Annotated in this window: 21 protein-coding genes and 1 riboswitch; of the genes, 10 read left to right on the forward strand and 11 right to left on the reverse strand. The window is 55.6% G+C overall.

The window, feature by feature from the left end:
* Window positions 1-61: 61 nt before the first annotated feature.
* The gene (locus tag COA65_08420) at window positions 62-481 is read right to left on the reverse strand and encodes a hypothetical protein (GenBank protein PCJ58064.1); all 420 of its coding nucleotides are present in this window, start codon (window positions 479-481) and stop codon (window positions 62-64) included.
* A 235-nt stretch (window positions 482-716) separates the two neighbouring features.
* Complete coding sequence (locus COA65_08425) at window positions 717-1,967, reverse strand: pyridine nucleotide-disulfide oxidoreductase (protein PCJ58065.1); 1,251 nt, start codon at window positions 1,965-1,967, stop codon at window positions 717-719.
* A gap of 283 nt (window positions 1,968-2,250) precedes the next feature.
* Between COA65_08425 and COA65_08430 the strand changes: the two genes are divergently transcribed.
* Window positions 2,251-2,454 (forward strand): hypothetical protein, encoded by a 204-nt coding sequence (locus COA65_08430; GenBank protein ID PCJ58066.1) that lies wholly within the window; start codon window positions 2,251-2,253, stop codon window positions 2,452-2,454.
* On the opposite strand, the gene COA65_08435 is transcribed toward COA65_08430, so the two are convergent.
* From COA65_08435 to COA65_08450, 4 genes are all read right to left on the reverse strand, one after another.
* Window positions 2,451-3,272 (reverse strand): cobalamin-binding protein, encoded by an 822-nt coding sequence (locus COA65_08435; GenBank protein ID PCJ58094.1) that lies wholly within the window; start codon window positions 3,270-3,272, stop codon window positions 2,451-2,453. The two genes, COA65_08430 and COA65_08435, sit on opposite strands and share 4 nt — an antisense overlap.
* Before the next feature lie 11 nt (window positions 3,273-3,283).
* Window positions 3,284-4,057 (reverse strand): glycerophosphoryl diester phosphodiesterase, encoded by a 774-nt coding sequence (locus COA65_08440; protein ID PCJ58067.1) that lies wholly within the window; start codon window positions 4,055-4,057, stop codon window positions 3,284-3,286.
* A 101-nt stretch (window positions 4,058-4,158) separates the two neighbouring features.
* Complete coding sequence (locus tag COA65_08445) at window positions 4,159-5,448, reverse strand: hypothetical protein (protein PCJ58068.1); 1,290 nt, start codon at window positions 5,446-5,448, stop codon at window positions 4,159-4,161.
* Window positions 5,449-5,673: 225 nt separating this feature from the next.
* The gene (locus COA65_08450; GenBank protein PCJ58069.1) at window positions 5,674-6,987 is read right to left on the reverse strand and encodes a hypothetical protein; all 1,314 of its coding nucleotides are present in this window, start codon (window positions 6,985-6,987) and stop codon (window positions 5,674-5,676) included.
* 239 nt (window positions 6,988-7,226) lie between these two features.
* Between COA65_08450 and COA65_08455 the strand changes: the two genes are divergently transcribed.
* The 6 genes from COA65_08455 to COA65_08480 all read left to right on the forward strand — a co-directional run bounded on the left by COA65_08455 (window position 7,227) and on the right by COA65_08480 (window position 13,796).
* The gene (locus COA65_08455) at window positions 7,227-7,796 is read left to right on the forward strand and encodes a hypothetical protein (protein ID PCJ58070.1); all 570 of its coding nucleotides are present in this window, start codon (window positions 7,227-7,229) and stop codon (window positions 7,794-7,796) included.
* A 49-nt stretch (window positions 7,797-7,845) separates the two neighbouring features.
* Window positions 7,846-8,039, forward strand: a riboswitch (cobalamin riboswitch).
* A gap of 64 nt (window positions 8,040-8,103) precedes the next feature.
* Complete coding sequence (locus COA65_08460) at window positions 8,104-10,362, forward strand: hypothetical protein (GenBank protein ID PCJ58071.1); 2,259 nt, start codon at window positions 8,104-8,106, stop codon at window positions 10,360-10,362.
* Window positions 10,362-11,204: a hypothetical protein gene (locus COA65_08465; protein PCJ58072.1), complete on the forward strand. Its 843-nt coding sequence runs from the start codon at window positions 10,362-10,364 to the stop codon at window positions 11,202-11,204. The genes COA65_08460 and COA65_08465 overlap by 1 nt, the downstream gene beginning before the upstream one ends.
* Window positions 11,205-11,263: 59 nt before the next feature.
* Complete coding sequence (locus COA65_08470; protein ID PCJ58095.1) at window positions 11,264-12,256, forward strand: ABC transporter permease; 993 nt, start codon at window positions 11,264-11,266, stop codon at window positions 12,254-12,256.
* A complete protein-coding gene (locus COA65_08475; GenBank protein ID PCJ58073.1) occupies window positions 12,253-13,059 on the forward strand; it encodes an ABC transporter in 807 nt (268 codons plus the stop codon). Before COA65_08470 ends, COA65_08475 begins: the two co-directional genes overlap by 4 nt.
* On the forward strand, window positions 13,056-13,796 hold the full coding sequence (locus COA65_08480) for a hypothetical protein (GenBank protein PCJ58074.1): 741 nt from the start codon (window positions 13,056-13,058) through the stop codon (window positions 13,794-13,796). The genes COA65_08475 and COA65_08480 overlap by 4 nt, the downstream gene beginning before the upstream one ends.
* On the opposite strand, the gene COA65_08485 is transcribed toward COA65_08480, so the two are convergent.
* The 5 genes from COA65_08485 to COA65_08505 all read right to left on the reverse strand — a co-directional run bounded on the left by COA65_08485 (window position 13,793) and on the right by COA65_08505 (window position 17,919).
* On the reverse strand, window positions 13,793-14,677 hold the full coding sequence (locus tag COA65_08485) for an oxidoreductase (protein PCJ58075.1): 885 nt from the start codon (window positions 14,675-14,677) through the stop codon (window positions 13,793-13,795). The genes COA65_08480 and COA65_08485 overlap by 4 nt on opposite strands.
* 11 nt (window positions 14,678-14,688) lie before the next feature.
* The gene (locus COA65_08490; GenBank protein PCJ58076.1) at window positions 14,689-15,210 is read right to left on the reverse strand and encodes an amino acid-binding protein; all 522 of its coding nucleotides are present in this window, start codon (window positions 15,208-15,210) and stop codon (window positions 14,689-14,691) included.
* Between the two features lie 89 nt (window positions 15,211-15,299).
* Window positions 15,300-15,662 carry a glutathione S-transferase gene (locus COA65_08495; protein PCJ58077.1) on the reverse strand — a complete coding sequence of 121 codons (363 nt, stop codon included), beginning with the start codon at window positions 15,660-15,662 and terminating at the stop codon, window positions 15,300-15,302.
* Between the two features lie 4 nt (window positions 15,663-15,666).
* Window positions 15,667-16,362 carry a glutathione S-transferase gene (locus COA65_08500; GenBank protein ID PCJ58078.1) on the reverse strand — a complete coding sequence of 232 codons (696 nt, stop codon included), beginning with the start codon at window positions 16,360-16,362 and terminating at the stop codon, window positions 15,667-15,669.
* Between the two features lie 102 nt (window positions 16,363-16,464).
* The gene (locus tag COA65_08505; GenBank protein PCJ58079.1) at window positions 16,465-17,919 is read right to left on the reverse strand and encodes a hypothetical protein; all 1,455 of its coding nucleotides are present in this window, start codon (window positions 17,917-17,919) and stop codon (window positions 16,465-16,467) included.
* Window positions 17,920-18,185: 266 nt separating this feature from the next.
* Between COA65_08505 and COA65_08510 the strand changes: the two genes are divergently transcribed.
* The 3 genes from COA65_08510 to cpaB all read left to right on the forward strand — a co-directional run bounded on the left by COA65_08510 (window position 18,186) and on the right by cpaB (window position 19,884).
* Window positions 18,186-18,362 (forward strand): Flp family type IVb pilin, encoded by a 177-nt coding sequence (locus tag COA65_08510; GenBank protein ID PCJ58080.1) that lies wholly within the window; start codon window positions 18,186-18,188, stop codon window positions 18,360-18,362.
* Between the two features lie 150 nt (window positions 18,363-18,512).
* Complete coding sequence (locus COA65_08515) at window positions 18,513-19,013, forward strand: hypothetical protein (GenBank protein PCJ58081.1); 501 nt, start codon at window positions 18,513-18,515, stop codon at window positions 19,011-19,013.
* Window positions 19,014-19,023: 10 nt separating this feature from the next.
* The gene (cpaB, locus tag COA65_08520) at window positions 19,024-19,884 is read left to right on the forward strand and encodes a Flp pilus assembly protein CpaB (GenBank protein ID PCJ58082.1); all 861 of its coding nucleotides are present in this window, start codon (window positions 19,024-19,026) and stop codon (window positions 19,882-19,884) included.
* The last annotated feature ends 4 nt before the right edge of the window (window positions 19,885-19,888 follow it).

A 19,888-nucleotide genomic window follows, 5' to 3' on the forward strand; every position in this document is an offset into this window, starting at 1 on the left:
GGCCACGGTCCCGACCTGGGGGGTGCTTGGCACAAGAGGCTACCGAGGCTTGATCATGGCCTCACCCGATCGTGAAAGAGTAGAGTTGCCAAAGACCAAGTCCAGTCCCGAGGATCAATAACACGCCTGCCGCGAGGCTGAGATTGAGCACATGTCGTGAATTCCGCTCGGTACTCTTACGTGCTTCAGCCCGTTCATCATCATTTGCAAATCTTCGGGCATTGCCACGAGCCAGTTCGAGTTCGACTGCGGCGATGGTGGCAGTGCGTTCTGACCATGCTGCGAATACAGAGACCAATAGCCCTGAAAGGAACACGACCAGCGTTAAGAATGTTACGAGTGGGACGTTGGGCTGATTCTTGGACATCGCGACAATAGTGCCAATCAAACTAAGGGTGGCGATCACACCACCGGCGTTGCCCGCCGTGACGCAGCGGTGCAACCTTCTATTTGCAACAATAATCTCTTTGTAGACATTCATCGTTCACGCCTTCGTTTGGATGTCACTTTGCTCACGGACTATGAGTCTACTAAGACGGCAAGGGTTATCCGTCGTTGATTATGGGCGATCATCTGCGACGCTAACCAACAACCCGTTCTTCCGCGCCCTATAGACATGGAGAATCTGCGGGGGTGAACGCTTTTCGGTGATGGTGGTAAGGTTCATATACCGGCGTCGAGGGTGGACGAGCATGGTCTGCTAACCCTTTGCGGGATCAGGTCGCATCCCCCGGCCATTTTGTATTGTGCGGAAGGAACCACTCATAGCCTTTGAGCATGTAACGCCAATACATGATGGGCAGGCCGGTCGTCTTTATCCACCATATGGTCCAGCGTTCCCGGCCTGGATTTAGGGGGAGGGTGGGTGTCACTTTACCGCCGTAAATAAACTCGGCCAGGATGGCCTTGCCATAGGCCGTGGTGAGCGGGCAGGACGCATAGCCATCGTAATCCGGCTGCAAATCGGCATTGCTCATCTTGTGCAGCAGGTTGCGTACGACCACGGGGGCCTGTTTTCGAACCGCCGCCGCCGTTTTTGAATTCGGCGTTGAGGCCACATCTCCCAGGGAAAAAACATTTTCATAGCGGGTGTGCTGCAACGTGTTTTTGTCCACATCCACCCAGCCGGCCTTATTGGCAAGGGGGCTTGAGCGGATCACTTCCGGTGGGCTTTGCGGCGGTGTGACATGGAGCATGTCGAAATCCATCGTCACTTTCTTGCCGGGCGTGTCGCCGCCGACGATCTCGAAGGTTGCTTTTTTAGCCACTCCGTCAACGGCAATCAAATTGTGCTGATAGTGAACATGGATGCCATAATGATCGGCGACCTTGACGAGCTCTCTGGCAAAGAATGGGACACCAAATATTGCCGGTGCGTGGGTAAGGAAGTGCAGATCGCACCCCTTCAGCAGACCTTTGCGGCGCAGATGATCGGCGGCCAGATAGGCGATCTTTTGTGGCGCCCCCGGACATTTGAAGGGCAGGGGTGCCTGGGTGAAGAGGGCCTTCGCCCCCGCTTTCAGGCTTTGGAGGCACGCCCAGGTATATTCCGCCTGATCGGCAGCATAGTTGCTGCAAACGCCGTTTTTGCCGAGGGTTTCGGCCAAGCCATCTATTTTTTCCCAATTGAGCTCGACGCCCGTGCAGACCACCAGATAGTCGTAAGTCAGGCAATCGCCAGATTTTAGTGTGACGCGGTTTTGTTCCGGCTCGAATTTCTGCGCTGGATCCTGAATCCACGTGACGCCGGGCGGAATAAGCGTCACTTCGCGTCGCCGTGTCTTGGCAAGGGAATAGGCACCGGCACCGACCAGTGTGAAAGCGGGCTGATAATAGTGAAATTCCGAGGGTTCAACGATGGCAATATCAATGGGCCGGGGTGCGCGTTTGCGTAGGCTTGCGGCGACCGTGATGCCAGCCGCGCCGCCGCCTATGATCAAAACGCCGTGGTGCGTGTTTGCAGCCATTCTTGTTCCCCCATCCTGAGCTTTGGTTCAGGGCGTTGCTATGGCGGACAAGTTTGCCAATACCAACGGCCCATCGTCAAGCCGTATGAAGGCGGAGGCGTAAGTTAAGTCGGTAATTTAAGTCGGTAATTTAAGTCGGTAATTTAAGTCGGTAATTTAAGTCGGTAATTTAAGTCATGGAAAAACTACTAAATTCACTACAATGGTTTCAGCCATCGTCTGAAAGGGTTGGACAGGCTCATTCGGCGTCAAATTTTATTGAAGCTTAAGTAGGAGAAGTGCAATGCCATTACCTCCTGAGTTACGGGACGGAATAAGGAATTATCGTGCAGCGACTCCATGGTATGCGCAATGGCCGCTGTTTGTTATCGCCATCCCGCTATGGATCATCGCGTTGGCGATTGCGCTGGGGCTGGCGATTGCCGACACCATCGCGATGCTGTGCACTTCGGGGCAAATGCCATCCTGGTTGCTCTGGCTCTGTTAGCGGCATGCTTTGCCTGCACTGATTTTCCGTTCGGCAAAATCGTGAAGGTAGCGAAGCCCTTCGATTGCGCGTGAACCGAACCAGGACGTCATTTCGCCATCGATCAGGGACAGGCGCGATGCCACGCCGGGGAAACTTGCGTGGAAGGCATCGATGTCTGCCTGTTTAAATGCGTAAGGCTCACTTGCGAACAGGATGAGGTCGACTTCTTGCAGCAAGGCCGGCCCTATTTCAATTTTTGGATAACGCTCTTCGCCCGAAGGGCCAATTGTTTGCCAGTGAAGCAGGTTTAAATTTGCCGAAATATAGGTGTCTGGCGCGACCGTCATCCAGGGGGCCTTCCAGATAAGGTAAAGCACCTTGCGCGCGGGCCAGGACGTGGCAGCCTCCGTCAATGCGTCATAGGCTTCCATAAAACGTGCGCCAAGAGCTTCGGCTTCGTCGCTACGGTTGAAGATACCTCCCAGTAGTCGATAAAGAACAATATTGTCCAACGGTGTCATGGGATGCGTCGCGATGACGTCAATTCCGGCCCGGGTGATGGCGTCGGCCATTTCCTTCGGGTTTTCGTCGATGTTCATCAATACATGGGTTGGCCGGGCTTCGAGAAGGCGCGCCATCCGGATCTTTTTCGTGCCGCCCAGGCTCGGCACGTCCGCCAGGGACGCTTGCGGATGGACGCAATAATGAGTGCGTCCGACGACGTGACTGCCAAGGTCGAGCGCGAACAGAAGCTCTGTCAGGCTGGGGACCAGCGAAACGATCCGAAGTTCCCCTTTCGCTGGCGGATGGTACACGCCAATGGCATCCGTGCGCATGTGCGCGTCTGCTAGCGCCATCGTTCCGGCTCCGGATAATCTATAAAAATGGCGGCAACGCCCCAAGCATAAAGTGTTTTTGCCCGCGCCGGGCGATTGACCGTATAGGCAAGAATGGCATAGCCGTTTTTGATGAGGTGGGCGGTCTTTGCCTGGGTAAGAAAACGATGATCGACATGGATTGAAACGCATTCCCTGGCCTGTTCGCATAGTTTTGCAGCACTCGGCACCCGGCGAACGACCAGGCCGCGCGGGAGATTTGCGGCCATTTTCGCGGCCCCATGCAACACCTCCGGGGAGGAACTGGAAAGCAGCGGCGGCGGGCGATTGGGTGGCCATTGATTGCGCAACAGGGTGGCGACGGCGCGGCCGACCGCTTCCGCTTCGCCGGGATCGGTGTCGCCGGGATCGGTATCGCCGGGATCGGTCTTGATCTCGATATTTGCGCAGAGGTCCAGTTTACTAGCGAGGCGGACAAACGCCTCCAGGGTAGGGACCGGCTCGCCCGCGAAGTCGGGCGCAAACCATCCGCCAGCATCAAGGTCTGCAATTTTTTCGTAGGGGGTTGCGGCGATTTTGCCGCGTCCATTTGTCGTGCGTGCCAGGGTCGCGTCGTGCATCAGGATAAGATGGCCTGAGGCCGTTTGCCGAACGTCCACTTCGACCCAATGCGCACCAAGTTCAACCGCACGGCGAATGGCCGCCAATGTGTTCTCGGGCGCAACGCCGCTCGCGCCGCGATGGGCGATGATCGGATCAAGCCAGGGTAGGGAGGTTCCGTGCATGCGCCCCGTTCCACAAAATATGTTTGTGCAAGCGTGGACGGCTTTTCGGAAAGACTCAAGGAAAGGGGAAAAGAAATTTTAGCGACGAACTGCGTCCCAGGTTATGCGCCCAGGACTGATTTTGTGGTCCTTTTCGGGGCGTTGCTGGTCAGCGATGCGGCGCGGGTCTTCGTTTTGGCGAGGATGGTGCCGTGCAAATCCGCGCCCCGGAGGTCGGCCTGGCCTAGATTGACTGTCGTGAGATCAACCCCGGCCAGGCAAGCGTCCTGAAGAATTGCGCAGGAAAGGTTGACGGGCCACCAGCGTCCCGTGACGGTGCCGTTCTGGTCGCGCAGCTCGACCGAAACAAACCGTGCGCCACGGAGATTGGCGCCGCTTAAATCCGCTTCCATCAGATTTGTGCCTGCCAGAAGGGCGTCATTCAGGTTCACCCCCTGAAGGGCCGCGTGAGAAAAGTCCGTCAGTTCAAAAATTCCGCCATGCAGATCGGCGTCGGACAAATTGGCACCCTTCAGGCTGGCGCCGCTTAAATCGACGCCGGCAAGGTTCAGCCAACTCAGGTCGTAGCCATCGAGGATGGCGCGCTCACCCGATGCGCCGTGGCTGTTGATCCATCGCAGATGACTGCTGAGAATGGATTGGATCGTTTTCTTCCGTGCTTCTGGCGAGGATGGAAGTTTTGCCTCGCTCAGCTTGGCAAGGTTCATCGGCACGTCTTTGAGGTTTGCCGTCGAGAGGTTTGCCTTTGAGAAATCCGCGCCGATGACATGCGTATGGACGAGAAGAGCATTGTCGAAATTGCAACCGGAAAGATTCGTGTTTCCAAGATTCGCGCCGGAAAGGTCTGCCCGGGTGAAATTCGTGTTGGATAGATTGGCATTCTGAAACATGGCACCGACAAGCGTCGCATCGGAAAAATCGGCACCGATAGCCGAGCAGGCCTTTAAATCGGTGCATGTTAAATTCGCGTTCTTTAAAACGGCTTCATTCAGGTTGGCGTGGCCGAGCTTGTTGCCGATGACCTGCCACTCGCCTTTTCCGCTCATAATGGCAATGCGCCCTTCCCGAAGGTCCGCTTTTTCCAGGTTGGCGTAGGTAAGGTCGGCTTTGTAAAAATTGATACCGCGCAAATCTGCTTTCGTGAGGTTTGCGTTTCTTAAAGACGCATGGGAAAACTCTGCTGCGTATAAATTCGCGCCCTCGAAATTGGCATCGTTCAGATTGCAGTTTCTAAGAATGGCACCATTCAGGTCGGCCCGTTTCAGGTTCATGCCGGAAAAGTCCAGGCCAGAGAGGTCCTGCTTGGAAAAATCGGCCTGCTTGCCGTCTGTATCTCCCCGCAGCCACTGCTCATGCCTTCGCAGAAGTTCTAGGATGTCATGAGGCGTCACGGGTCACCTGATTGCTAAAGTTCCTACCCGGTTTCCATTCTTGTTTTCCTGGAACCGGCGTTCGAAAGTCTTTTTGGCCGAATGCTCCCAACGGCCATTACCTACATGGAAGCCTTTAAGAAAAAACTAAGGATACACAGAGTTAAAACGAAGTTAACCCTGTGTATCAATCGGTTTCGGTTCGAATTTATTTAAAATTATTGCTATTAACGAAGCGTTTTTGGATTAACGCTGCGGTGCTGCTGCGGGCTCAATGGTGCCGCTGAGCGGAAGGACGCCCTTGAATTGCGCACCCTCCATATTTGCCTTCTTAAGGATAGCGTTTGTCAGAATGGCGTCGCGCAAATCGGCCCCGCGAAAATCGGCTTCGGTCAGGTTTGCTGCCGTAAGATCCGCCTCGGCCAGGTTGGCGTCCAGAAGTGCTGCCCGGGTGAGGTTGGTTGGCCACATGCGTCCCGTGGGCTTGCCGTTTGCACCCATGAGTTCGACGGCAACAAGCCGCGCCTTGCAAAGGCTGGCACCGCTTAAATCCGCTTCCATCAGGTTTGCGCCGGCCAGAAGGGCGTCATTTAGATTTGCACTCTGGAGGGTGGCGCGGGAAAGATCGGTAAGTTCGAAAATGCAATTGTGCAGATCGGCCTCGGTCAGATTGGCGCCTTTCAGGCTGGCGCCGCTAAAATCCATACCGGAAAGATCCTGATTGCTTAGGTCGTACCCGTCAAAATTTGCTCGTTCACCGGTTTTGCCGTGGCTTTTAAGCCAGCGCAAATGGCTTTCAAGGACTTCGCCGATGGGTTTTATTTTCTTCTGGGGTTTTGTTGGAAGTTTTGCCTTTCCCACTTTCGCAAGGGCCATGGGCACGTCTACCAGATTTGCCGTCGAAAGATCCGCGTTTGAGAAATCCGCGCCCGTTACATGGGTTTTAACAAGGTTGGCGCCGGAAAGATTGCAATTCGAAAGAACGGTGTCTCCAAGATTAGCGCCGGAAAGGTTGCTGCCGCTTAAGTTGGCCCCATGCAAGTTTGCGTGTTGAAGCTTCACCCCGACGAGGGTTGTGCCGGACAAATCGGCATCGACGGCGGAGCAGCCTTTCATAGAGGCGCGGGTTAAATTGGCTCCCTTTAGAATGGCTTCGTCCAGCACGGAATGGCCAAGATTGCTTCCGACGAGCGTCCAGCTTCCGTCTTTCCCGGCTTCGGCAAGGCGTCCTTCCCGCAGGTCCACGCCTTCCATATTGGTACCGGTAAGGTCCGCTTTATTGAGATTGACGCCATGCATATCGGCGCGCGCAAGATTGGCGTTCTTTAAGATCGATTGCGAAAGGTCGGCCGCATACAGACTCGCTTTTTCAAGATTGGCGTTGCTTAGATTGCAATGTTTGAGGATAGCGCCATCCATGCGCGCCCGGCTCAGATTTGCGCCGGAAAGATCCAGGCCAGAGAGGTCCTGCTTGGAAAGATTGGCCTGTACGCCACCAGGCTTTCCCTGCAGCCATTTTTCATGCTTCTGAAGCAGTTGTATGATGTCGTAAGGCGTCACATTTCACCTTTCGTGGCGCGGTCCGATCCGCACCATGTAAGCGTACAGGAATAGGCTGAATTCCTTAAAATATTATAGGCAGTGGTTTCTTTGCCAGCAAGCAGACGCCCTCCATGCTGCGGCAGTTTTTCAACCGTTGAAAGTTAGGGGTAAGGCATGGTTAAACTGACAAACGTACCGTCTCATTAGGCCGGTTCCGGGTTGGCTATGTCCGCAATCGCGTTCGTTCGGGGAGAAAAATGAAAAAACACGGAAATCTTCTAATGATGCTCGTTCTTGTCGCGGCGCTTGCTGGCTGCGCGCGGGCAAGCCATGTGAATATTCCAAAACCGACGGTGCAGGACGTGCCGGGTGCCAGCGCCTTGGTCGCAAATATCTCGATGGCGGATCGCGTGACTTTCCAGGGGGCGACATTCACATACATGTCCGACAACCTTTCAAATCTGTATCACAAGGTTCCCATCGGAAATTACCTGCTGGCGGATTTGCTGGGCTCTCTACCCAAGGAAATGTCCGTTACCTCAATGAAGCTTCAGAGGTTTTCCGGGAAATGCATCGCCGTTGGTATGTATGATCCGCAGACACAATGCGACGTTGCCGTGATTGTTTCCGTAGAGGTGGGCGGGGTGTCGCACGTTGTTTCGACACGTTTGGGCGAGTCGGCGGGGCCGTGGATCAGTTCTTTTGGTACGAATTATTTGAACGCAACGGTACGTGGCGAGGGTCAACAGATTGTGAGGCAAATTCGGAAGTTGCTGAAACCTCTCGTGAAAAGCTTTGCCGAAAAATTAAAGGCGAAGTCCAGCTAGGCGGATTTCGCTACGCGGCGTTTCTTTGGTTGTGCGCCGCAAAAAAAATTGCTAAGACTTTTTTGACGGTTCCTCATTTTTGAGGAAAAAGGGAACACGGTAAGGCCGATTTGGTCAATGCCGTGGCTGCCCCCGCAACTGTGGGCGGAGGCGCGTCCGTTTATGCCACTGGGAAACTGGGAAGGCAGGACGCGCCAGCAAAATCCGCGAGCCAGGAAACCTGCCGTCAAATTGTCACCAGCCGTTGGACGGGGTTATTTCCGGCGGCGCGGATTTCCGTGAATGGTGACATGGCTTCGTAAGAAGGATGTTGTCGGTGGCGGATATCCAGTGGTCCATTACATATTTTTTCCGACATTTTTCCATTTTACGCGCAAGGAAGCAGCCGGGATCGGTGCGTCTTCCTTGTTTACGCCACGGTTTTGGGGGCAGCAGACCTACCGTTCCGATGCTTGGGTCCAGCCATAATGGCCGGGGTTGGGCGGAGGGCGGGAGAACCCGGGCACCTGGTCGGGCCGGGCTCTCCCGTGAACGGGAAAACCCATCCACACAGACGGAGTCTGCAATGTCTATCTTAGCTAAAATTCCAAGAATATCGAACCCACAAGCCTGGCTGCGGCGAAGCGCCCTGCTGTCCGCTGCCGCTCTTGCCTTGCTAACCGCACCGGTCTTGGCGGCGGATGAGGATGCCGACGCGGAAAAGACCCACGCCGTTCTTCCCGAAGTCGTCGTCACCGCGACGCGGATTGCGACGCCGAGAGAGCAGATTGCTTCTTCAATGACGGTGATTACGGCCGAAGACATCGCCAAGAGGCAGTACCGGTCGGTTGGGGATGCGTTGCGTTCCGTGCCAAGCCTAAGCGTTATCCAGAATGGCGCTGCTGGGAAGCTCACGTCGGTTTTCAGCCGTGGCGCAAACGCAAATCACACGCTTCTTTTGATCGACGGGATCGAAATGAACGATCCCAGCACGCCGGATGGGCGCATGAATTTTGCGGGCGTGTCCCTTAACGATGTGGAACGCATCGAAATTCTGCACGGGCCCCAGGGCACACTTTATGGCTCGGACGCGATCGGTGCCGTTATCAGCATCATCACGAAGAAAGGTTCGGGGGCGATGAAGGCAAGCCTGCAACTGGAAGGCGGGTCTTTTTCCACCTTCAATCAGGTTTTAAACCTGCGTGGGGCAGAAGATATTTTTGATTACAGCGTCACCCTTGACCGTAGCACTACGGACGGAACGTCTGTTGTGCCGGCACGTCGCATTGCGTCGGGCATAAAGAAGGACGACGATGGTTTTGACAACACAACCATTGCTGCCAATTTTGGCATCACGCCTTCCGATATTCTGTCCTTTCGTTTCACCGGTCGTTTTTCGGACCTTCGAAACGATCTCGACCTGAATGTGGCGGATAACGACAGTCATGGCGAAGAAGACCGCCTGTTTCTTGGCGGCAATGCAAAGCTTTCCCTTTTCGAAGGCCGAAGCGAGCACCGTTTTGCCGTCACTTATACGGATTACAACCGGATTATCCGAAATGCCCCGGACGCTCAGAGTTCTTCATCTTCGCGTGACAAGAATCTCGGCGAGAAGCTGAAATTCGAACTGCAGAACGATTTCCGCTTTGTTGAAAATCACGTTGTGACTCTTGGTCTGGAAACCGAGAAGGAAAAGATCAACACAAACAGCACATTTATCAGTTTTGGGACCTTTACTTCCGCAGCGAAGGCCGATGCCAGGACGGATGCGGTCTATATTCAGGATCAATTTTCCTATCGGGATCGTTTTTTCGGCACCCTTGGCCTTCGGATCGACGATCATCAGACCTTTGGTTCAGAGACGACCTATCGCATCGCGCCCGCCTATCTGCATCGTGAGACGGGAACAAAAATCCGCGGCGCCTATGCAAAAGGCTTTAAGGCGCCGTCTCTGTTTCAGCTTTTCGGTGGTTCGGCTTCCGCCTTTGGTAGCTTCACCGGCAATCCAGATCTGAAACCAGAAACCAGCCGGGGCTGGGAAATTGGTCTGGATCAGGGTTTCTTTAAGGACCGCGTTTCTCTCAGCTTCACCTATTACGACAACGAGATTAAAAACCTTATCGTCAGCAACGACACTTTTACGTCGAACCTTAATCTCACGACGGCTGAAACCAGCGGGATCGAAATCGGCATCACCGCGAAGCTCCTCGAAAACCTCGATCTTGGGGCAAACTACGCTTATACGCGCGCCGAGGAGGGCGGAACGACCAAGAAGGAACTTCTGCGCAGGCCGTTGCACAAGGCAAGTTTTGACCTTTCCTACCGTCCGATCACGCCGCTTTCGCTTACCCTCTCGGGTTCTTACATTGGCCGCCGCTACGACGTTGATGCGGTAAGCTTTGGGCGGGTCCGGGATCCCGGCTATTTTCTTGCAAACATCGCCGCCTCCTATGAGGTGGCGGAAGGCTGGCAGGCTTTTGGCCGGATCGAAAATGCCTTTAGCAAGAACTACGAAGATCCGGACGGCTTCGAACAGCCGGGCTTCGCCTTTTTCCTTGGCGTGAAAAAGACGTTGGAGGTTTTCTGATGAGACGGCGGTTGCGGGGACTTTTTTTTACTGCCATGGCGGGTCTTGCCGTGATTTTTGGCAGCCCTGCAACCGCCGCCGATTCCAAGCCGGTCCGCATCGTTTCGATCAATTTATGTGCGGACCAACTGCTGCTGCTCCTTGCCGAACCGGATCACATTCAATCGTTGAGTTACTATGCCCTTGATCCGGACGAATCTTATTTTGCCTCGCAGGCAAAGGGGTTTCACATCAATCATGTGACGGCGGACGAGGTGCTGGCTCTGGAGCCCGACCTGGTTCTGGCTGGCGTTTATACCCAGCGTTCGACGGTTGACCTGCTAAAGCGCATGGGAGTGCGCGTGGTCGTGCTTGGTGAGCCGACAACTTTATCAGAGGTTCGCGCCAAATTCCGCGAAGTGGCGGACATGCTTGGCGCAAGGCCGCGGGCCGAACGCTTGCTTGCCGAAATGACACGCAGGCTTGATGCCGTTGCCTCTCAGCGCAAAGAGAAAAATTCACTGGCGGTGATCTATTTTGCGAACGGGCTGACAGCGGGCAAAGGCACTTTGACCGATGACGTGATGCGCCATGCAGGAATCGAGAACCTGGCGACGCGTCTTGGCATTGAAGGCTATGGCAGCCTTTCTCTTGAGAGCCTTTTGGCGGCGGCACCGGACATGCTTGTCCTTGGCCACATTTCGCCGGAAGCACCGTCCCTTGCGCGCATGACCCTTGAGCATCCTGCCTTTCGCCGTCTTCGCGACCGCATAAAGACGGTGGCCTTGCCGCGTCGGATTTGGACCTGCTGGGGGCCCTTTACGGCGGAATGGGTTGAACGGCTGGCCGAGGCGCGGCCATGACGCACATGCCCTCCGGCAATTTTTCTGGTGCTTCCACAGGGTCCAGCGATGTGGCGAAGATGCCGTCGCTTTTCCCGCTGGTGGCGGGCCTCTCGCTTGCCCTGCTGGTCCTTGCCGGGCTTTCGCTTACCCTTGGCAAGGTTGATGTGCCGCTTCTTGAAGCGTTGCGCGGGGTGTTTGATAAAGACCCGCCGCTGGCCACCATCCTGCTGGTTGAAATTCGTCTGCCACGTACAATTCTTGCGGTTCTCGTCGGCGGCACCCTCGGCCTTTGTGGGGCGGCCCTGCAGGGTCTTCTTCGTAATCCGCTTGCGGCGCCGGGTCTGATCGGGGTTTCCAGCAGTGCGGCCCTTGGCGCTGTCCTCATGCTTTATTTTGGGCTGGCGCAAAGTTTTCCGCTTGCCCTTCCCATCGGTGGTATTTGCGGCGCGCTTTTCGTTGTCTTTCTTATCTACGGGCTCGCCGGACGGGATGCGAGCGTGCTTACCCTGATCCTTGCTGGCGTCGCGATCAGCAGTTTTGCGGCGGCGCTTACTTCGCTCGCCCTTAATCTCGCTCCCAGTCCTTATGCGGCCTATGAAATTGTCTTCTGGCTGCTGGGGTCGCTTGCGGATCGAAGTTTTGATCATGTGGCGCTGGTCGCACCTCTGATGGCCGTCGGCTGGCTCATGCTTTTGGGAACGGGCCGCGCCCTTGATGCGCTTTCCCTTGGCGAGGAAACGGCAGCGACCATGGGCTTTCATCTGACGCGGGTGCGCTTTGCCGTTATCGTCGGCACGGCCCTTTCCGTGGGTGCGGCCGTTTCAGTAACCGGCGGCATCGCCTTTGTCGGCCTTGTCGTGCCGCATCTTCTGCGGCCCCTGGTTGGCCATCAGCCGAGCCGGCTGCTTGGCGTTAGCGCCCTTGGCGGCGCCGTGCTTTTGCTTGTTGGCGACATCGCCGTTCGTGTCTTGTCGCCAGGACTTGAACTTAAGCTTGGTGTGTTGACCGCGATCATCGGCGCGCCGTTTTTCCTCTACCTCATCCTGAAGACCCGGGGGGAGATGCGATGAGCCTGATTGAAGGCCGCGCCATTTCGGTTCGCTTTGGGGATCAGACCGTTCTCGATGGTGTCAATCTTGCCGCTGCAACGGGTGAAGTTGTCGGGCTGATTGGCGAAAACGGCGCCGGCAAGACAACCCTGCTTCGCGTGCTGGCGAATTTGCAATCGGCGGGGGGTGGCGAGGTGCGTTTTCGTGGTCAGGATATTCATAAAATCGCGCGCCGCGCCTATGCGCAGGCCATGGCCTATATGCCCCAGGACGCGACCAGTCATTGGCCGCTAGAGGTGCAGCATCTTGTGGCCTTGGGGCGGCTTCCCCATCGCAACCCCTGGCAGCCACTGGCCGATGCCGATCTTGACTATATTGCGACGGTGCTTCGCTGGACGGACACGACCCATCTTGCGGCGCGCACGGTAACGACGCTTTCCGGCGGCGAACGTGTCCGCGTCATGCTGGCGCGCGCCCTTGCTTCCCAGCCGGTGCTTTTATTGGCGGACGAGCCGGTCGCGTCCCTGGACCCTTTTCACCAGTTGCAGGTTATGGAACTTCTCCGTGACATTGCCAGACGTGGTGCGTGTGTTTTCGTCGTTTTGCACGATTTGACCCATGCCGCGCGATTCTGCGACCGGGTGTTGCTGTTGCATGGAGGGGTAGTCATGGCGGAAGGGTCGCCGGCCTCGGTGTTGACGCCAGAAAATCTGGAGGCGGCCTTTGCCATCACCGCAGAATATGGCGAGCGCGATGGTGAGATGTATCTATTGCCGTGGCAGCGCCTTGGGCGCAAGACGGTTGGCAATGGAGATGCCTCATGACATTTCCGCCAATCCGATCCGTTGCCTATTTCTTTTCGGCCATGGTGCATGCCAGTGTTGCCGGCACCGTGCTTCTGGTTCCAGGAAGCCAGCCGGCGCGCATCGCCGAGGTGGCAGGCATTGAGGTTGAACTTGTAACCCAGCTGCCCGGCGGCCTGTTGGAAAACGCCACCAAGGATCCGATTGATTCAGCCCAGGCCGAGATGGGCGAGGCGGTAACGGAAACGCAGCCCGAACCCAGGGAACCCAGGGTCGAGATGGCAGAGCGGGTTTCCCTCCCGCCGCCACCGCGAGAGAAGCCCGATTTTTCTCAAGGCCTGACAAAGATGCCGCCGCCATCCCCACCGGTCGAGGAAAGCGATGCCAACGCGACATCGCCGGTTGCGGTCCAAGTTGCGAAACTGTCACCAGTCGCAGGTGCTAAGGCAAGCGATGCGGCGGCAAAGACGGCGGAAATTGGGCCAAGCCTCATGCCTCGCCTGCTTGCGAACCCCAAGCCCTTATACCCAAAACGGGCGCGAAAGGGGGGGGTTGAGGGGCAGGTCCTGCTTCGCGTTCAGATCGGCACGGATGGCAAAAGCAAAGCCATCGAAACGCTTCGGACAAGCGGCCATCACCTTTTGGATGCTGCGGCCGTCAAGGCGGTTCGGAAATGGCATTTTTCACCAGCCCTGCGCAACGGCACCCCGGTGGTCGCCACCCTCGATATTCCAATTACGTTTCGGATAAAAAACTAAGCCGGCGGGTTACGTTTTTTACGAAGGCGTCGGATCAGGCTTGACGTATCCAGGCGCGCGCCACCTGCCTCGGTGATTTCCCCGTAAAAACGGTTGACCTGTTCGGTAACGGGAAGGCGGGCACCGATTTTTTCGGCTTCGTGGAAACAGATACCCAGATCTTTCTGCATCCATTTTACGGCAAAACCAAAGTTGAATTCATCGTCAAGCATGGTTTTGGCGCGATGATCCATTTGCCAGGACTGGGCGGCCCCCTTGGCGATAACCTGGATAACTTTTTCCATGTCCAGGCCGGCGCATTGGCCGAAATTCAGGCCTTCGGCCAGGGCCTCGATCAGGCCTGCAGCACAAATCTGGTTCACCATCTTCGTCAATTGGCCGCTTCCGGCATCGCCCATGTACAACATTGTGTGGGCATAGGCTGCGAGGATTGGTCTGGCGTGCTCAAAGGCCGCCTTCTCGCCACCCGCCATCACCGTCAAGGTGCCGTCTTGCGCGCCCGCTTCGCCACCGGAAACGGGGGCATCGAGAAAGGAAAACCCATACGCCTTTGCCGTTGCCGCAAGTTCGCGCGCGATTTCTGCCGAGGCCGTCGTGTGGTCAATGAGCGTCGCCCCTTTCCGCATGCTGGAAAAGGCACCGTTCTCTTCAAGGATTGCATCGCGTAAATCGGCATCTTCGCCGACGCAGACGCAGACGMARTCTGCATTCTGGACAGCTTCGCGCGGTGTTTTTGCGCATTTTCCCTCATGGGCGGCGGTCCAGGCTTTGGCCTTTGCGAATGTGCGGTTCGTTACCGTTACCGCGTGGCCTGCGCGGGCCAGATGGCCGGCCATCGGAAATCCCATGACGCCAAGGCCGATGAAAGCGATGTGCGCCATGGCGGGGGCCGCTAGACCTTTTGCCAGTGACAGGCCAGACGCAGGTCTTCGGTCGTGTTCACGACCGTTGCGATACAGGCATCCGCCCGTTTTTCGGGGATCCAGACGGCGAATCGAATAAGGTATTGATCGCCTTCCGCGCGGGGAACTTTCTCGGCATTCATGCCGATGATGTTTGCTTCATATTGGACGAAGACTTCGGAAAGCCGGGCAATCAGGCCCGGGCTGTCACCGCCGGTAATGCGCAGGTAATGGGTAAGTTTGCCGGAAGGCCCGTGTACGGCCGGGCGTTTGAAGTCGGTGACGGTCACCTTGCCGTCGCCAATTTCCGGCAAGGCCTTTAAATCCTCTTCGACCGTTTCTGCCGTGAGCGTATCTGGAATTTCGACGAGGGCTGTCAGTTCGGCAGCACTGCCGAGGACGGCAAAAGTTGTGTCGCCAAGATTGGCGCCAAGTTCGAAAAGGCGGCCGGCGATTGCGGAAACCAAGCCGGTGCGATCCGTGCAGAGAATGGAAATGAGGATTGTTTTCATGGATTAAAACAATTTTTGGAAAAAGGGATTCCATCATGAGCGAAAAACCCCGCCATGGAAAGGGAGAGACGGCTTCGCAGGGTTTGAATTTACGTTTCGGGAAGTGGCGGGAAAATGTGGTGGCCGTCCGCGTCCAGGGGTAAATCCTGTGTTTTGGTTACCGCCGTTACCGGCAAGGCCCCATAGAGATGCGGGAAAAGACGACCGCTACGCGAAGCTTCCCAGCGAAGCGCCCCGCCATTCTTTCCCAAACGCGCCGTGGCGACGGTTAAAAGCACAAGGCCCTTTTCGCCGCCGTGGTGGGTTTCCGTGCTTTCGATAATTTGTGTGCGATCGGAAAAGTGGATAAAGCCGTCCCGCCGGTCATCGGTTGAACCACGATAGAACCCATTCGATTTGGCCGCGTCCCATGCGGTGCGTGCGCAAACATGAAAGATCGTGCTTCGCGTCATCTTGCTATACGGGAATGCCTTTGAGGTTTTGGCCGAGGCCATCGAACAGGTCTTGCATGCGTTTGTACCAGTCGTCGATGGGGTCGTCCTGGGCTAGCAGTGGCAAGGAACTCACGCAGCGCGCCCACTGAAAGGCGCTAAAGACGCTGTAATCTGCATAAGCGGGGGTTTCCCCGCATAGGAACGCTTCCTTTTTCAGCGTATGGCGAAGGATATTCAGTGTTTTGCTGAAATTTTTAAAGCGCGCGTCCCGTTTGGCATGGGTTGCCTCCAGGGTATCGCCCATTATTTTCTCACGCGTCTCACGAAAATATTCGCGGTCTTTTGGCAGGACGTGGTCGAAGATATCTTTCACGACCATGGGAAAGATGCTGGCGATCAGGACACGATCTGTCCAGCTATTGATGAAAAACGCTTCGCCGCGCGCCGCCGCGTTTCCGAAAAGGGGCGGGCGGTCCGGGTAGTTTTCCTCGAGATAACAGGCGATGTTCCAGGAATCGAAAACCGTCGTTTCATTGTCTACCAGGACCGGAACCCGTTTCTGGCCACTGAACGCGATTTTTTCCTTTTCAGTGAAGGCGACGGGAATAATTTCGTCCAGTTCCAGGCCCTTGTGGGCAAGGGCCATTCTTGTGCGCCAGCAGAAGGGGCTGAAACGCAGATCATCGTTCCCCAGCAATTCGTAAAGCACACGCGGCATCGTTACCCCTCCCTTCAAACCTGTGAAGGCAGAGCATAGCGCCGTCATGGGCGGGCGGGCAATCCGTTTGGCCTGCCCGGCATCGGATGCTTTTCTTGTCGCCTATTTTGACAGGCGCAATTCGGAAAGATGGTTGGCAATTTCCTGGAACACCTGCTGTAGGGCCGCCGCATCCGGTGCGTAGTGGTAGTAGGGGGAATTTGGTTCGGTTGCGACGTTCTCCATTAAGGCCTGCAACGCGCCGCCACTATTTGCGAATTGGATGGCATAAATGGCGACGTTGCCGGCTTTGATGGTGCTGGCCAGCTGAAGAAGTCGCGGGTCCATTTCCGCCCCGGCGGCGGTGCCAAGCCCGAAGGCTGTTTTGTAGCCATCCCCGGAACCGCCGTAATTCTCACCATCCGTCAGCAGGATGATCGCCTGCTGGCGGGTAAATTCCGGATCCGGGTCGGCCTGGGCGAAAGGGGCCCCCGGCATTAATGCGCGCCAGGCCCAGGCAAGCCCATCGGGGATATTTGTTGTGCCAGTTGGGCTGGTTAGCTCGTTGATGGCATCGAGAGCGGCGGTTTTCGTATTTTGCAATGGCGTGATGCCATGGTTGAGGCAACGTCGGCATTCGGATCCATTGACGGCAAGGGTACAGTCATCGGAGCCGGGTACCGGCTCGCCTTCTGGTCCGATAAATTCCCATGCAAACCACTCAAACCCGTTTTTCGTAACTTCGTAAAGATCAAGGTCGGCATCGTTCAGATCGTTGCCATCGTTGAGATAACGCTGAAAAACGCAGCCTTGCCAATCCGCCGATGGTGGGGAAAGAAGCGGCACCGGTGAATTGTTCGGATAATAGACTTCGAATTGCGGTGCGCCGGTAAGCGGGTTTGTAAAAGCCGGAACAGCCTGAATTGTGGTGAGTGTCGAGTCGTACGCTTCGCCATTGCGCATGACGTTCACTTTTCCATTCCACGGCACCAGCGCAATGTTTAAAAGCGGCTTTGTTTCATCTGCCCCAAAGAGAATATTGACAAGTTCCGTTGCGGCATTTCGTGCGGCTTCGATGCGCGTGCCACCACCGCCGGCACTTGATCCCATTGAGCCGGACATGTCGATGGCAAGTACAACATCCAGCATCTGGGTCTGGCGCGTGACTTCTGTTTCGGCAGCGACGTTCAGGCTGTCAAATCCAAAGAGGTGCATAAAGGTCGTATTGATTGTGGCCGACGCGGTAAGCGTGATGACTTCATTGTTGGCATCGACGTTGGTAATGGGGCCTGTCACGGTGGCACCAAGATAGCCTGGCGGAAAATTCGCATCGAAATACATTTGAATGTCGGCGTCCCTGTTTGCCGAAAAGATGACCCGGCCACCGGCCAGTGCCGCCGCATCAAGCGCGCGTGAAAGCCGGGCTTTTACAAGATAGCCACGTGCCGTATCCGTCGCGATGCCCAGAAAGCCAACGGCTGGAATAATCAGTGTCGCGACAAAGACGGCGACGACACCGCTGCGGTCGCCGGCCAGAAACGCCAGTCTTTTCCATGGCCATTTTGATTTTATTTTCATCGCCGCGTCTCCCGGATGCGTTGACGGGTACCGTAGGAAATACGATGAAACATTAGGGGCTATCTATTTAATCGCAAGTTAAAATAAGCACCTATATAAATATAGAATTTAAATAAAATTATTTATAAATTATATTTAAATGTATTAAACAATTTTATTACTTTAATAAATATGGATCATATGATTTTTTACATCGAATTCACACTTCATTAACGTGTCTAACTTATAAAATGTCTCGTTAGCTTCCACAAAGTAGGAGTAAGGCGATGAATACGTTTCGTAAATTTCTGGAAGACGAATCCGGCGCCACCGCCATCGAGTACGGCCTGATTGCCGCCCTGGTGTCGGTTGCCGCGATTGGTGCGCTGCAGGCGATGGGCGGGTCGTTGAACACGATGTTCACGACGGTTTCCACTTCGCTGAATGCAGCGGTTGCCCCGTAAAGGCGGGTGACATTGTTGCCGGGATTTCGGAGGCGGAGGGGCGGAATAGCACAAGACCTGTCGCTGTCATGCGACAGAATTTTTCCGTGTTCTTCGCCTCCGTGGTCCCCTGGCTTTTTGCATGATTTTTCTTAAGGCAGGGCGTGCGGAATGTTTTTGGCAATTTTTCTCGATCAAATAGCGATTGTCACTTTTCTGGCGCTGCTCATCTGGGCGGCGGTCGGTGACTATTATCGCTATCTCATTCCCAATGCTCTTTCTGTAGCAGCGGCGTTGCTGTTTTTTGTTCATGTTTTTGCCGCTGCAGCACCCGTGGATTGGGTGGGTGGCCTGATCACCGGGGGCACGGTATTTTTTGTCGGCGCGACGATGTTTGCTTTTCGTCTGCTTGGCGGTGGCGACGTAAAACTTTTATCCGCAGTCGCCTTATGGGCGGGGCCGGCGCAAATTATCGACGTTCTTCTTATTACAGGATTGGCGGGCGGCCTTCTTTCTCTCGCCATGATGACGACGTTTTATCTCTATAGGCCCGGCCCGGCGGAAATATCGGTATCCGTGCCGCGTGTTTCCAGAGGCAAACAATACATTCCCTATGGCATTGCGATTGCGGCCGGCGGTTTCTATGTCGGTGCGCGCCTTTTGACGGAGTAAGGATCGGTTGATGGCAAGTTTTTTTTCCTTCCTGAGTTTGCGCAGCATTGCCTTGATCCTGATGGCCATCGTTCTTTCGGTCGGCACGGCGCTTTTTGCGCGCGGTTGGATCCATGCGGAACGCGTCGCCCTGGCGGCACAATCCGGGATAAGGGAACCATCCGCGCCGGCAATGGCAATCCTGGTTGTTCGTGACGATTTACCGGCAGGTTCTTTTGTCAAACCCAACCAGCTTCGTTGGCAGGCATGGCCGGAAGAAAGTCTTTCGCCGGCATATATCGTCAAAGGAAAAGGAAAGCGTGAGGATTTTGTCGATTCGGTCGTTCGCAGCGGCATTGCCGCCGGTGAACCGATTACGGAAGGTCGCATCGTGCGTCCTGGTGAACGGGGCTTCCTTGCGGCGGTGCTGACCCCCGGAAGGCGGGCGGTGACGGTGTCGATCAATGCAACGTCCGGCATTGCCGGATTTATTTTTCCTGGCGATCGCGTGGATCTTATTCTTACTCATGGAATTCGCCTGAATTCGGGTGAAAACGCAAGAGTGAAGCGGGTGAGTGAAACCGTTCTTCGCAACATTCGTATCCTTGCCGTCGATCAAAAAACGGACGATCAGAACGGCGAGGTCGAAATTGCCCAGACCGCGACCCTAGAAGTGACGACAAAACAGGCGGAAATGATCGTCATGCTGACGGAAATGGGCAAGCTTTCCCTAAGCCTGCGCAGTCTTGCGGAAAATTCCATTCCGCTGGCGAGGCCAGGAAAAAATCAGCGCAGCTACACATGGGACAGCGAGGTCAGCCCTCTCATCGCCAGCGAAACGCGACCGATTATGGTCACCCGTGGTTCCAAGCAAGAAGAAATCCGGTTTTAGGGGA

The sequence above is a fragment of the Rhodospirillaceae bacterium genome (assembly GCA_002746255.1).
Taxonomy (GTDB): Bacteria; Pseudomonadota; Alphaproteobacteria.